Here is a 12,619-nt window from a genome sequence, read left to right as displayed (position 1 = left end):
CTCGGAATCGGCATGTGCGCGGCAGCCCTGGTCGTGGGAGTGCTCGCCGCCCCGGCCCGGGCCGATGCGGCCCCGGTCACCGAACCGGCCCCGGTGGCGCAGGACTTACGCGGCACCGGCTGGGCACTGAAGGACACCGGCAAGGACGTTCGCTTCCGCGGACTCGCGGCGGTCGACCGGACCACGGCCTGGGTGGCCGGTTCCAAGGGGACCGTGCTGCGCACGGTGGACGGCGGCCGCAGCTGGCGTGACGTTTCGCCGCCGGGCGCGGTCGCGGAGGCCCTGGAGTTCCGCGACATCGAAGCCTTCGACGCGCGGCGCGCGGTGGCCCTGTCCATCGGGGAGGGCGAGGCCTCCAGGGTGCTGCGCACCGAGGACGGCGGAGCCACCTGGACCGAGACCTTCCGCAACCCCGACCCGCGCGCCTTCTACGACTGCCTCACCTTCTTCGACGCCCGGCACGGCCTGGCGATGAGCGATCCGGTGGACGGGAAGTTCCGGATCCTCGCCACCGACGACGGCGGACGGAACTGGCGGGTCCTGCCGAGCGGTGGCATGCCCGAGGCGCTACCGGGCGAGGCGGGCTTCGCCGCGAGCGGCCAGTGCCTGGTGAGTTCCGGCCCGCGCGACGTCTGGCTCGCCACCGGCGGCGGTGCCCGCGCCCGCGTGCTGCACTCCGCGGACCGCGGTCTGACCTGGCGGGTCGCCGAATCCACCGTCCCCGCGGGCGATCCGGCGCGCGGGGTCTTCGCCCTCGCCTTCCGGGACCGTACGAGGGGACTGGCGGTCGGCGGTGACTACCGCACCGGGCAGGCGTCCCCGCAGGCCGCGGCGGTGTCCGCCGACGGCGGACGCACCTGGAGCCGGGCGGAGACGCCGCCGCCGGCCTACCGCTCGGGCGCGGCCTGGTTCCCGTACAGCAGGGGGACGGCTCTCGCGGTGGGGCCCACGGGCACCGACGTGACCACGGACGGCGGACGCAGCTGGCGGTCCTTGGACCCGGGATCCTTCGACACGGTCGACTGCGCGGCCGACGCGGGATGCTGGGCGGCGGGGGAGAAGGGACGGGTGGCGCGGCTGGAACGGCGGCGCTGATCAGCTCGTGGGGCCGGGACCGGGAGGGGCTGCCGCGGGCGTTGGCGCCGGCGCGGTGACGAGGTCCATGCCCGGGTAGCGCCCGGCGGTGAAGCCCGCGGCCCGGTAGAGGGACTCGCCGTCGGGGCTCGCGTGCAGTTGGACGTAGTGGATGCCGATGCCGTCGAGCCAGTCGACCAGCGCGTCGACGATCCGGCGGCCGTGGCCCCGCCCGCGGGCGGGCGCGTCGGTGACGATCCCGTCGAGGTAGCCGCGTCGGCCGTCGGTCCACCGGGGACCGGGCAGGTGGTAGGTGACCCAGGCCATGCCGGTGGCCAGCAGCGGTTCGCCCGGAGCTCCACCGATGACCAGGCAGTGCACGTCGGGGCGTTCGCCGATGCGCTCGAGGAACCAGGTGCGGGCGAGCTGCCGCCAGGCGGCGTCGGCCGGCCCGGGGTCGACCCCGAGGGCGTCGAGGGCGACGGCGCGCAGGCGTATGAGCTCGGGGACGTCTGCGGGAACGGCGGGGCGGGGCTGCATGAACACTCCTACGGGCGGATGTGGTCCAGGGGGCCTGGGGGATGTCTGGTCGGTCGGGCCGGATCAGGTAGCGGGGTCCGGTGCGACGGGTCTTCCCGGGCCCGCCGGGGGCGAGGGGAGGCATCGCCCGGCGGGTGGGGGAGTCCGTGCGGAGCGCCGACGACCGGGGCACGACCTTGGGGCCCCGGACGGAGTCCGGGAGACGAGGCCGCCCGAGAGCCCGGTCCGCCCGGCACGGCTCCGGACGACCGGGCCCATCCGGCAGGATCCCGAAGGCGCCGGTCCAAGGGTCGTGCCCGTCCCGGCGCCGTCCCGGGACGCCTCGGGCGGGCTCGTCCGGATAGCGCAGGTCGAGCCCGCGCCGTCCGGCGCCACGTATCTGCCCCGGCTACGGCGGAGAGGTGCCCCGACGGCCTGGGAAGAGGCGTGGTGCCAGGCGGCGCGGGTGGGGCACGATCCGGAAGGTACGGCACGATCCGGAAGGTACGGCCCGAGGCGTCGCGGCCAGTGCCGTCCCCTCCGGATCCTGTCGGCCGGGCCCACGGCGTCCGGTGCCGTGGACGTCCCCCGGCTTCCGCTGGGAGGTGCCCCGGCGCAGGTGCGCACCGCGTACGGGACGTGCCCGGTCGCGCCGACGAAGCGGCGGGGTGCGGTGCCGGGTGGCGGGGCGGGACGGGACGGGACCCGGAAGGGAGGGCCTACGTGACCGGGTTCTCCCGCACGGTCGACAGGTCCGCCGAGGTCTTCGTGGCGATGAACTCGGTGATGGTGTAGTCACACACGCCCGCCACCGCGAAGGGGTCCTCGGTCGCGATCCGCTCGATCTCGGCCCGGGACACCCCACCGGCCAGGATCACGCCGCCGTCGCGCGGTACCTTGCGTCCCGACGCGAGGAAGACGCCGGCGGCGTAGTAGCCGTCCAGCCAGGCGATGTGAGCGTCCATCTGCTCTTCGACGGACTCGATGGGGGCGGTGTAGGTGAGCTCCATGACGAACATGATCGCCAGGCTACTCTCGCTACATCATGACGAGTGTGAAGACCCCCGCCGACGAGGCCGAGGCCCGGGCGATACAGGACGAACTACGCCATCAGGTCGTGCTCACCGAGACCGGCCCGCCCCCCGGCCGCGGCCTCGTCGCCGGGGTGGACGTCGCCTACGACGACGCGCGCGACCTGGTCGCCGCCGCGGCCGTGGTGCTCGACGCCACCACCCTGGAGGTGGTCGAGCAGGCCACCGCCGTCGGGCGCGTCAGCTTCCCCTACGTGCCCGGGCTGCTCGCCTTCCGCGAGCTGCCGACCGTACTGGCCGCCCTCGACTCCCTGAAGACCGGGCCCGGCCTCGTCGTCTGCGACGGCTACGGCCTCGCGCACCCCCGCGGCTTCGGCCTCGCCTGCCACCTCGGAGTGGTCACCGGACTCCCGGCCATCGGCGTCGCGAAGAACCCGTTCACCTTCACCTACGAGGAACCGGGCGCCCGGCGGGGAGACGCCGCCGCGCTGCTCGCGGCCGACGGGGCCGAGGTCGGTCGGGCGCTGCGCACGCAGCACGGGATCAAGCCGGTCTACGTCTCCGTCGGGCACCGGGTCTCGCTGGACAACGCCTGCGCGCACGCCCTGGCTCTGAGCCCGCGCTTCCGGATCCCCGAGACCACCCGTCACGCCGACTCCCTGTGCCGCAGGGCGTTGCGGGAGGCCTCCTGAAGCGTCCGGCCGGTGAACCCGTCCGGTGAACGGGCCCGGTGAACGGGCCCGGCCCGCCCGTCAGCGGGCGTCCGCCACCCGGAAGGCGATCCCCGCCTTCTGGAGGCGGGCGATCAGGGCGTCGCCCATCGCCACGGCCGTCGTCAGCTGCCCGGCCGCCTCCGGCAGGGCGTCATGGGCCAGGCAGAGCGCCGACTCGGCCAGCATCTTCGCCGTCTCGCCGTAGCCCGGGTCGCCGCCCGCCACCTCGGTGAGCACGCGCCGGCCGCCGCCCTCGCCCACGAACCGCACGGTGAACCAGCTGCGCGCACGGCGTTCCGCGTCCGGCCCCCGGCCCGGCTCCCAGCGGTTGATCAGCCACCGCCGGGCCGGCGGCACCTGCGCCAGGGCCACCGTCGCGCCCAACGCCGCCGTACCGCCCACCGCGACGGGCAGGTGCTTCACGGAGGCGTAGTGCCGGTAGCGGAAGTCTGGGCCGTACCGCTCCAGCGCGGCCGCCGACCGGGCCACGATCCGGGGGTCCAGCGAGGGCAGCGGCAGCGCCCAGGTCCCCGTCTCGCGGCTGAACCGCGGTGCCCCCACCGGCCCGCGGACCCGCCGCCCCAGCAGGCGGGGCTCGTGCAGCCGGCGGGCGTGCGCGGCCGCCAGGGTCTGGGGGCCGCGGCTCAGCGCGGTGAGCGCGGAGGCCAGGGTGCCGCCGGAGAAGAAGGCGTTGGACCGCATGAACCCGTCGACCGCCAGCGGGACCCCCTGCGGCAGCTGCCGGACCGTGAAGTACGCCCCGAGGTCGGCCGGGATCGAGTCGAAGCCGCAGGCGTGCACGATCCGCGCCCCGGTCTCCCGGGCCCGCGCGTCGTGTTCGACGTACATGCGGTCCACGAACTCCGGCTCCCCGGTGAGGTCCACGTAGTCCGTGCCCGCCTCGGCGCAGGCGGCCACGAGTTCCGCCCCGTACCAGACGTACGGGCCCACCGTCGTGGCCAGCACCCGGGTGGACGCGGCCAGCTCGCGCACGGCCGCGGGGTCCTGGGCGTCGGCCCGCAACAGTGGCAGCCGCGCACACGCCGGATCGATCGAGGCCAGCCGTTCGCGCAGCCGTTCCAGCTTCCCGGTGTCCCGGCCGGCCAGCGCCCACCGGCAGCCGGCGGGGGCGTGCGCGGCGAGGTACTCGGCGGTGAGCGCACCCACGAACCCGGTGGCGCCGAACAGTACGACGTCATAGGCGCGTTCCGGCCGGTCGTGCGGGACAGTTGAGTTCATGAACGGCTCCTCCCAGGGGGTTTTGGTGGCCGAGGCTAGCGTGGTGCTCGACCGTCGGGGCGAGCGGGTGCGGCGCGCCGGGTAGGGCGCAGCGCTGCCCCGGCGCCGGCTCCGAGGTCCTGCCCCGGGCACCGCCCGGGCCGCCCGCACCACGGGTGGACGGTCGGGGCGGCACCCCGCCCGATCGCGCGGAGCCGGGCGCCCCCGGGGCCGGACGACCCGCCGGGAGCCCGGCCCGGGGGCTTGTGTTCGATGGAACACGTTCCTAGCATCGCTGGTGTTACATCAGTTGTGTCACATAGCCGCACACCGCGCACACCGCGCACACCACGCACACCACGCACACCATGCACACCAGAGCCGCTGGGGGCCCGATGGCAGTGACAGGGAACGGGAACCGGGACGCGAGCGGGCCCGGCCCGCTCGCCGGGGTGCGCGTCGTCGAACTGGCGGGCATCGGCCCCGGACCGTTCGCCGCCATGCTCCTCGCCGACCTGGGCGCCGACGTCGTGCGCGTGGACCGGCCCGGCGGCGGCGGACTTGCGGTCGATCCGGCCTACGACATCACCAATCGCGGCAAGCGGTCCGTCATGGTCGACCTCAAGTCCGCCGACGGGCCCGCCCGGGTCCTGGACCTGGTCGAGCGGGCCGACGTCCTCGTCGAGGGGTTCCGGCCCGGGGTGGCCGAGCGCCTCGGGGTCGGACCGGCCGAGTGCCGCGCCCGCAATCCGAAGCTCGTGTACGGCCGGATGACCGGCTGGGGCCAGGACGGTCCGCTCGCCGAGGCCGCCGGGCACGACATCGCGTACATCGCCGTCACCGGCGCCCTCGGCATGATCGGGAAGCCGGGAGAGCCGCCGGCCGTACCCGCCAACCTGGTCGGGGACTACGCGGGCGGCTCGCTCTACCTGGTCGTCGGGGTCCTCGCGGCCCTGCACCACGCCCGTGCCACCGGTGCCGGCCAGGTCGTCGACGCGGCCATCGTCGACGGCACCGCCCACCTCACCGCCATGATCCACGGGATGATGGCGGCGGGCGGCTGGCAGGACCGCCGCGGGGCCAACCTCCTCGACGGCGGCTGTCCCTTCTACGGCACCTACGAGACCTCCGACGGCCAGTACATGGCGGTCGGCGCGTTGGAGCAGCAGTTCTACGACACCTTCACGGAACTCCTCGGCATCGGGGACGGGGCACCGGCCCGCAAGGACGTCGCCCGCTGGGGCGAGCTGCGCGAGGCCGTCGCCGCCCGCTTCCGGACCCGTACGCGCGAGGAGTGGACGACGGTCTTCGAGGGCACCGACGCCTGCGTGGCCCCGGTGCTGTCGCTGCGCGAGGCCCCGGGCCACCCGCACCTCGCGTCCCGCGGGACCTTCACCGAGCACGCCGGGATCGTCCAGCCCGCGCCCGCGCCGCGGTTCTCCGCGACCCCGACCCGCGTGACCTCCGAACCCGCCCTGCCCGGCGCGGACACCGAGTCGGTGGCCGCCGACTGGGACGTACCGGCCCTGCTCCCGAAAGAGGCCTGATGGAACTGTCCATGATGCTCGACTACGCCGGGGACCCGCGCCGGGCCGCCGACCAGGCCGCCGCGCTGGAGTCGGCCGGGCTCGACGCGGTGTGGGTGGCCGAGGCCTGGGGGTTCGACTCCCCGACGATCATGGGCTATCTCGCCGCCCGCACCGAGCGGCTGAAGATCGGCTCGGCGATCATGAACGTGTACTCGCGCACCCCCGGCCTCATCGCCCAGACGGCCGCCGGCCTGGACGCGCTCTCGGGCGGCCGGGCACTGCTCGGCCTCGGCGCCTCCGGACCGCAGGTCGTCGAGGGCTGGCACGGGATGCCGTACGACAAGCCGCTCGGCCGCACGCGCGAGACGGTCGAGCTCTGCCGGCGCATCTGGCGCCGCGAGACGATCGACCACCACGGCATCACCGACATGCCGCTGCCGCCGGAGCGGGGCAGCGGGCTCGGCAAGCCGCTGAAGATCCTCACCCGCCCGGTCCGACCCGAGATCCCCGTCTACATCGCCTCGCTCGGCCCGGCCAACGTCCGGCTGACCGCCGAGATCGCGGACGGCTGGCTGCCCACCCTCTTCATCCCGGAGAAGGCCGCCGCGGTGTGGGGCGGCCCGCTCGCCGAGGGGACGGCCAAGCGGTCGCCGGAGCTCGGCCCGCTCCAGACCGTCGCGGGCGGCCTGCTCGCCATCGGCGACGACGCGGCCGCCGCCCGGGACCTGGCGCGCCCGCAGATCGCCCTGTACGTCGGCGGGATGGGCGCGGTCGGCAAGAACTTCTACAACGACCTGGCCGTCGCCTACGGGTACGAGGAAGAGGCCCGGAGGATCCAGGAGCTGTACCTCGCCGGGCGCAAGCGCGACGCCGCTGCCGCAGTCCCGGACGAGTTCTGCGAGCTGATGACGCTGTGCGGGCCCGAGGGCTACGTGCGCGAGCGCGTCGAGGCCTTCCGCGAGGCGGGCGTCAGGATGCTCAACGTCACACCGGTCGGCCCCGACCCGGCCAAGCTGATCGAAACCGTCAAGAGTTGGCTCTAGGGGGCCCCGATGCAACGACGCATCTTCGACGCCGACCACGAGGCGTTCCGCGAGACCGTACGCACCTTCCTCAGCAAGGAGGTGCTGCCGCACTACGAACAGTGGGAGAAGGACGGCATCGTCAGCCGCGAGGCCTGGCGGGCCGCGGGCCGGCAGGGGCTGCTGGGCCTCGCCGTCCCGGAGGAGTACGGAGGCGGCGGGAACACCGACTTCCGCTACGCCGCCGTGATCGCCGAGGAGTTCACCCGCGCGGGCGCCCCCGGGCTGGCCATCGGCCTGCACAACGACATCATCGGGCCCTACCTGACCTCGCTCGCCACCGAGGAGCAGAAGCGCCGCTGGCTGCCCGGCTTCTGCTCCGGGGAGACCATCACCGCCATCGCGATGACGGAACCGGGCGCGGGCTCCGACCTCCAGGGGATCCGGACCACCGCTGAGGACCGCGGCGACCACTGGGTGCTGAACGGTTCCAAGACCTTCATCTCCAACGGCATCCTGGCCGACCTGGTGATCGTCGTCGCGAAGACCACCCCCGAGGGCGGGGCGCACGGCCTGTCGCTGCTGGTCGTCGAGCGCGGCGCGGAGGGCTTCGAGCGCGGCCGCAACCTCGACAAGATCGGCCAGAAGTCCCAGGACACCGCCGAGCTGTTCTTCCACGACGTGCGCGTCCCGAAGGAGAACCTGCTCGGCGAGCTGAACGGTGCTTTCGTCCACCTGATGACCAATCTCGCGCAGGAGCGGATGGGCATAGCGATGGCCGGCATCGCCGCCGCCGAGCACCTGCTGGAGATCACCACCCAGTACGTGAAGGAGCGCGAGGCCTTCGGCCGTCCGCTGGCCAAGCTGCAGCACATCCGGTTCGAGATAGCGGAGATGGCCACCGAGGTCGCCGTCACCCGGACCTTCCTCGACCGCTGCATCACGGACCACTCCAACGGCGAACTGGACCACGTGCACGCCTCTATGGCCAAGTGGTGGGCTACCGAGCTGCAAAAGCGCGTCGCCGACCGGTGCCTGCAACTCCACGGCGGCTACGGCTACATGACCGAATACCGGGTCGCCCGGGCCTTCACCGACGGCCGCATCCAGACCATCTACGGCGGCACGACCGAGATCATGAAGGAGATCATCGGCCGTTCGCTGCTCGGCTGACCTTCCCCGTGCGCGCCTGCGCGCAGGTGCCTCCCCGTGGGCACCGCCTCGTAGGCGCCTCCCCGTAGACAACTCCCTCTGGAAACCTCCTCCTTGGACACCTCCGAAAGGCTTGACCAGTGAGCACCGAAGCTTACGTATACGACGCGATCCGCACTCCGCGCGGTCGCGGCAAGGCCAATGGCGCCCTGCACGGCACCAAGCCGATCGACCTGGTCGTCGGACTCATCGACGCCCTGCGCGAGCGCAACCCCGGCCTGGACCCCGCCACCATCGACGACATCGTGCTCGGCGTCGTCGGCCCCGTCGGCGACCAGGGCTCCGACATCGCGCGTATCGCGGCCATCGCCGCCGGGCTCCCGGACACCGTGGCCGGCGTACAGGAGAACCGCTTCTGCGCCTCGGGCCTGGAGGCCGTCAACCTGGCCGCCGCGAAGGTCCGCTCCGGCTGGGAGGACCTGGTCCTCGCGGGCGGCGTGGAGTCCATGTCCCGCGTCCCCATGGCCTCCGACGGCGGTGCCTGGTTCGCCGACCCGATGACCAACTGGGACACCGGCTTCGTCCCGCAGGGCATCGGCGCCGACCTGATCGCCACCATCGAGGGCTTCTCCCGGCGTGACGTCGACGAATACGCCGCCCTGTCGCAGGAGCGGGCCGCCGCGGCCATCAAGGACGGCCGTTTCGCGAAGTCCGTGGTCCCGGTCACCGACCGCAACGGTCTGATCGTCCTGGACCACGACGAGTTCGTCCGCCCGGGCACCACCGCCGACACGCTCGCCAAGCTGAAGCCCTCCTTCGCGGACATCGGCGAGCTCGGCGGCTTCGACGCGGTCGCGCTGCAGAAGTACCACTGGGTCGAGAAGATCGACCACGTCCACCACGCCGGCAACTCCTCCGGCATCGTCGACGGCGCCTCGCTCGTCGCCATCGGCTCCCGCGAGGCGGGGGAGCGGAACGGCCTCACCCCCCGCGCCCGCATCGTCTCGGCGGCCGTCTCCGGCTCCGAGCCCACCATCATGCTCACCGGCCCCGCCCCGGCCACCCGCAAGGCCCTGGCCAAGGCCGGCCTGACCATCGACGACATCGACCTGGTCGAGATCAACGAGGCCTTCGCGGGCGTCGTCCTGCGCTTCGTCAAGGACATGGGCCTGTCCCTCGACAAGGTCAACGTCAACGGCGGCGCCATCGCGCTCGGCCACCCGCTCGGCGCCACCGGCGCGATGATCCTCGGCACGATCGTCGACGAGCTGGAGCGCCAGGACAAGCGCTACGGGCTCGTCACCCTCTGCGTCGGCGGCGGCATGGGCGTCGCCACCATCGTCGAACGCCTCTGATCCGCCCTGTTCCCCCTGCCCACCGGACCTTCCGAAACGAAAGCAGTGACCATGAGCGAGTCCACCACGATCCGCTGGGAACAGGACGAGACCGGCGTCGTCACCCTGATCCTCGACGACCCGGGCCAGTCCGCCAACACGATGAACCAGGCCTTCAAGGACTCCATTGCGGCGATCGCCGACCGCGCCGAGGCCGAGAAGGACTCCATCCGCGGCATCATCTACACCTCCGCCAAGAAGACCTTCTTCGCGGGCGGCGACCTCAAGGACATGATCCGGCTCCGCCCGGAGCACGCGCAGCTCGCCTTCGACACCGGCACCGAGATCAAGCGCTCCCTGCGCCGCATCGAGACCCTTGGCAAGCCCGTCGTCGCGGCCATCAACGGTGCGGCCCTCGGCGGCGGTTACGAGATCTGCCTCGCCTCCCACCACCGCGTCGCCCTCGACGCGCCCGGCTCCAAGATCGGCCTGCCCGAGGTCACCCTCGGCCTGCTCCCCGCCGGTGGCGGCGTCACCCGTACCGTGCGCCTGATGGGCATCGCCGACGCGCTGCTCAAGGTGCTGCTCCAGGGCACCCAGTACACCCCGCAGCGCGCCCTGGACAACGGCCTCGTGCACGAACTGGCCGCCACCCCCGAAGAGATGCTGACCAAGGCCCGCGCCTTCATCGACGCGAACCCCGAGTCGAAGCAGCCCTGGGACGTACCCGGCTACAAGATTCCGGGCGGTACGCCGTCCAACCCGCGGTTCGCCGCGAACCTCCCGGCCTTCCCCGCCAACCTGAAGAAGCAGCTGAACGGGGCCCCGTACCCGGCCCCGCGCAACATCCTGGCCTGCGCCGTCGAGGGCTCCCAGGTCGACTTCGAGACCGCGCTGACCATCGAGGCCCGCTACTTCACCGAGCTGGTCATCGGCCAGACCGCCAAGAACATGATCCAGGCGTTCTTCTTCGACCTCCAGGCCGTCAACGCGGGCCGCAGCCGCCCGCAGGGCATTGAGCCCCGCAAGGTCCGCAAGGTTGCCGTCCTCGGCGCCGGGATGATGGGCGCGGGCATCGCCTACTCCTGCGCCCGCGCGGGCATCGAGGTGGTGCTGAAGGACGTCTCGCTCGATGCCGCCGCCAAGGGCAAGGCGTACTCCGAGAAGCTGCTCGACAAGGCGCTCTCCCGGGGCCGGACCACCGAGGCGGGGCGCGCCGAGCTGCTCGCCCGGATCACCCCGACCGCCGACGCGGCCGACCTCGCGGGCTGCGACGCCGTCATCGAGGCCGTCTTCGAGGACACCTCCCTCAAGCACAAGGTGTTCCAGGAGATCCAGGACGTCATCGAGCCGGACGCACTGCTGTGCTCCAACACCTCCACGCTTCCCATCACGGGCCTCGCGGAAGGCGTTTCGCGGCCGGTCGACTTCATCGGGCTGCACTTCTTCTCGCCCGTGGACAAGATGCCGCTGGTGGAGATCATCAAGGGGGAGCGGACCGGCGACGAGGCCATCGCCCGCGCCTTCGACCTGGTCCGCCAGATCAACAAGACCCCGATCGTGGTCAACGACTCGCGCGGCTTCTTCACCTCGCGCGTCATCGGCCAGTTCATCAACGAGGGCGTCGCGATGATCGGCGAGGGCGTGGAGCCCGCCTCGATCGAGCAGGCGGCAGCCCAGGCCGGATACCCGGCCAAGGTGCTCTCGCTGATGGACGAGCTCACCCTCACCCTGCCGCGCAAGATCCGCAACGAGACCCGCAAGGCCTTCGAGGCCGAGGGCAGGGCGTGGACCGAGCACCCCGCGGACGCCGTCATCGACCGCATGGTGGACGAGTTCGGCCGCCCCGGGCGCAGCGGCGGGGCCGGCTTCTACGAGTACGACGAGGCCGGCAAGCGCGCCCGCATCTGGCCGGGCCTGCGCGAGCACTTCGCCAAGCCGGGGTACGAGATCCCGTTCGAGGACATGAAGGAGCGGATGCTCTTCTCGGAGGCCCTGGACACCGTCCGCTGCCTCGACGAGGGCGTGCTCACCTCGATCGCCGACGCCAACATCGGCTCCATCATGGGCATCGGCTTCCCGGCCTGGACGGGCGGCGTGATCCAGTACGTCAACGGCTACGAGGGCGGCCTGCCCGGCTTCGTGGCCCGTGCCCGCGAGCTCGCCGACCAGTACGGCGAGCGCTTCATCCCGCCGGCCTCGCTGGTCGCGAAGTCGGAGCGCGGCGAGACCTACACGGACTGATCGCGCGGCACTCCCCGGGCCCGCCCGCGAGCGGGCCCGGGGCTGTCCTTCCGGTTTCTTCCGGTGCCTTCCGGTCAGCCCGCGAACGCGGCCAGGTGGGCGAACAGCCCGTGCTGGTACGCCCCGTCCGGGGCGGACCAGCCGGCCAGGACGCGTGCCGGTACGCCGTCCCCGGCGGGGGCGGGACCGTCGTGCAGCACGCGGGACACGGCCAGGGTCGTCACGGGTCGTTCCCGCCCGGCCGGGCCCACGGTGACGAGGCTCGCGTCGGCGGTGTCCGTCACGGTCCCGGGGCCGGTCAGGCCCTGCGGCACCCCGGCCCCCTCGGTACGGACCTCGACCGTCGGGTCGGGGACGCCGCTCTCGTTCTGGTCCTGGGCCGTCGTACGTCCCGCCAGTAGGGCCAGCAACTGCTCGACCAGGACGACGTCGTGGGTCCCGTCGTAGATCCAGCGACGGCCCAGCACACCGTGCTCGGAGGTGCCGATCAGGCCGGCCCCGGCCCCCTCGAGCGGAGCCCCGCGGTAGGTCAGCGGGACCAGGTAGGTCACCGGATCGTCCCCGGCGGTGTCGGTGACCACCATGAACTCGATGCCCACCTCGCCCTCGGGGTCGTCGAGCCGGAAACCGCCGGCCTTGGCGAGCTGCGGGGTACCCGGGCCGCCCCGGTACCAGGGGCGCCGGGGGAGCCAGTCGGCCAGGAGTTCGAGCTTGCCGGGCGACATGGTGGTGCGGTGAATGACAGCCATGATCCACAAGCTACCCGGGCGGCAGGGACGCCGA

Annotated in this window: 11 protein-coding genes; 7 read left to right on the top strand and 4 right to left on the bottom strand. The window is 73.0% G+C overall.

Going from position 1 to position 12,619, the window contains the following annotated elements; genetic code table 11:
- Positions 1–12 precede the first annotated feature (12 nt).
- The gene (locus ACIQK6_RS34465) at positions 13–1,095 is read left to right on the top strand and encodes an oxidoreductase (RefSeq protein WP_329107503.1); all 1,083 of its coding nucleotides are present in this window, start codon (positions 13–15) and stop codon (positions 1,093–1,095) included.
- On the opposite strand, the gene ACIQK6_RS34460 is transcribed toward ACIQK6_RS34465, so the two are convergent.
- Together ACIQK6_RS34460 and ACIQK6_RS34455 are read right to left on the bottom strand one after the other, a co-directional pair.
- Positions 1,096–1,614 carry a GNAT family N-acetyltransferase gene (locus ACIQK6_RS34460; RefSeq protein WP_329097506.1) on the bottom strand — a complete coding sequence of 173 codons (519 nt, stop codon included), beginning with the start codon at positions 1,612–1,614 and terminating at the stop codon, positions 1,096–1,098. It lies immediately after the preceding gene.
- A gap of 698 nt (positions 1,615–2,312) precedes the next feature.
- Positions 2,313–2,612 carry a YciI family protein gene (locus ACIQK6_RS34455; protein ID WP_329097504.1) on the bottom strand — a complete coding sequence of 100 codons (300 nt, stop codon included), beginning with the start codon at positions 2,610–2,612 and terminating at the stop codon, positions 2,313–2,315.
- Positions 2,613–2,638: 26 nt separating this feature from the next.
- Here ACIQK6_RS34455 and ACIQK6_RS34450 point away from each other — a divergent pair, with 26 nt between their 5' ends.
- Complete coding sequence (locus ACIQK6_RS34450) at positions 2,639–3,316, top strand: endonuclease V (protein WP_329097502.1); 678 nt, start codon at positions 2,639–2,641, stop codon at positions 3,314–3,316.
- Positions 3,317–3,376: 60 nt separating this feature from the next.
- Here ACIQK6_RS34450 and ACIQK6_RS34445 read toward each other — a convergent pair whose 3' ends face one another.
- Entirely contained in the window at positions 3,377–4,576 is a 1,200-nt protein-coding gene (locus tag ACIQK6_RS34445) for a saccharopine dehydrogenase NADP-binding domain-containing protein (protein ID WP_329097500.1), read from the bottom strand.
- Positions 4,577–4,950: 374 nt separating this feature from the next.
- Here ACIQK6_RS34445 and ACIQK6_RS34440 point away from each other — a divergent pair, with 374 nt between their 5' ends.
- From ACIQK6_RS34440 to ACIQK6_RS34420, 5 genes are all read left to right on the top strand, one after another.
- Positions 4,951–6,102 (top strand): CaiB/BaiF CoA-transferase family protein, encoded by a 1,152-nt coding sequence (locus ACIQK6_RS34440; RefSeq protein WP_329097499.1) that lies wholly within the window; start codon positions 4,951–4,953, stop codon positions 6,100–6,102.
- Positions 6,102–7,127, top strand: a complete 1,026-nt coding sequence (locus ACIQK6_RS34435; RefSeq protein WP_329097498.1) for an LLM class F420-dependent oxidoreductase — start codon at positions 6,102–6,104, stop codon at positions 7,125–7,127. Before ACIQK6_RS34440 ends, ACIQK6_RS34435 begins: the two co-directional genes overlap by 1 nt.
- Before the next feature lie 9 nt (positions 7,128–7,136).
- Positions 7,137–8,279 carry an acyl-CoA dehydrogenase family protein gene (locus ACIQK6_RS34430; protein WP_329097496.1) on the top strand — a complete coding sequence of 381 codons (1,143 nt, stop codon included), beginning with the start codon at positions 7,137–7,139 and terminating at the stop codon, positions 8,277–8,279.
- 119 nt (positions 8,280–8,398) lie between these two features.
- Positions 8,399–9,613: an acetyl-CoA C-acetyltransferase gene (locus tag ACIQK6_RS34425; protein ID WP_030008979.1), complete on the top strand. Its 1,215-nt coding sequence runs from the start codon at positions 8,399–8,401 to the stop codon at positions 9,611–9,613.
- A 51-nt stretch (positions 9,614–9,664) separates the two neighbouring features.
- Positions 9,665–11,836 carry a 3-hydroxyacyl-CoA dehydrogenase NAD-binding domain-containing protein gene (locus ACIQK6_RS34420; protein ID WP_329097493.1) on the top strand — a complete coding sequence of 724 codons (2,172 nt, stop codon included), beginning with the start codon at positions 9,665–9,667 and terminating at the stop codon, positions 11,834–11,836.
- Between the two features lie 74 nt (positions 11,837–11,910).
- On the opposite strand, the gene ACIQK6_RS34415 is transcribed toward ACIQK6_RS34420, so the two are convergent.
- Positions 11,911–12,585, bottom strand: a complete 675-nt coding sequence (locus ACIQK6_RS34415) for a maltokinase N-terminal cap-like domain-containing protein (RefSeq protein WP_329097491.1) — start codon at positions 12,583–12,585, stop codon at positions 11,911–11,913.
- Positions 12,586–12,619 lie beyond the last annotated feature (34 nt).

This window comes from Streptomyces sp. NPDC091682, assembly GCF_044756625.1.
GTDB lineage: Bacteria > Actinomycetota > Actinomycetes > Streptomycetales > Streptomycetaceae > Streptomyces.
This window is presented reverse-complemented; position numbering and strand designations above follow the sequence as displayed.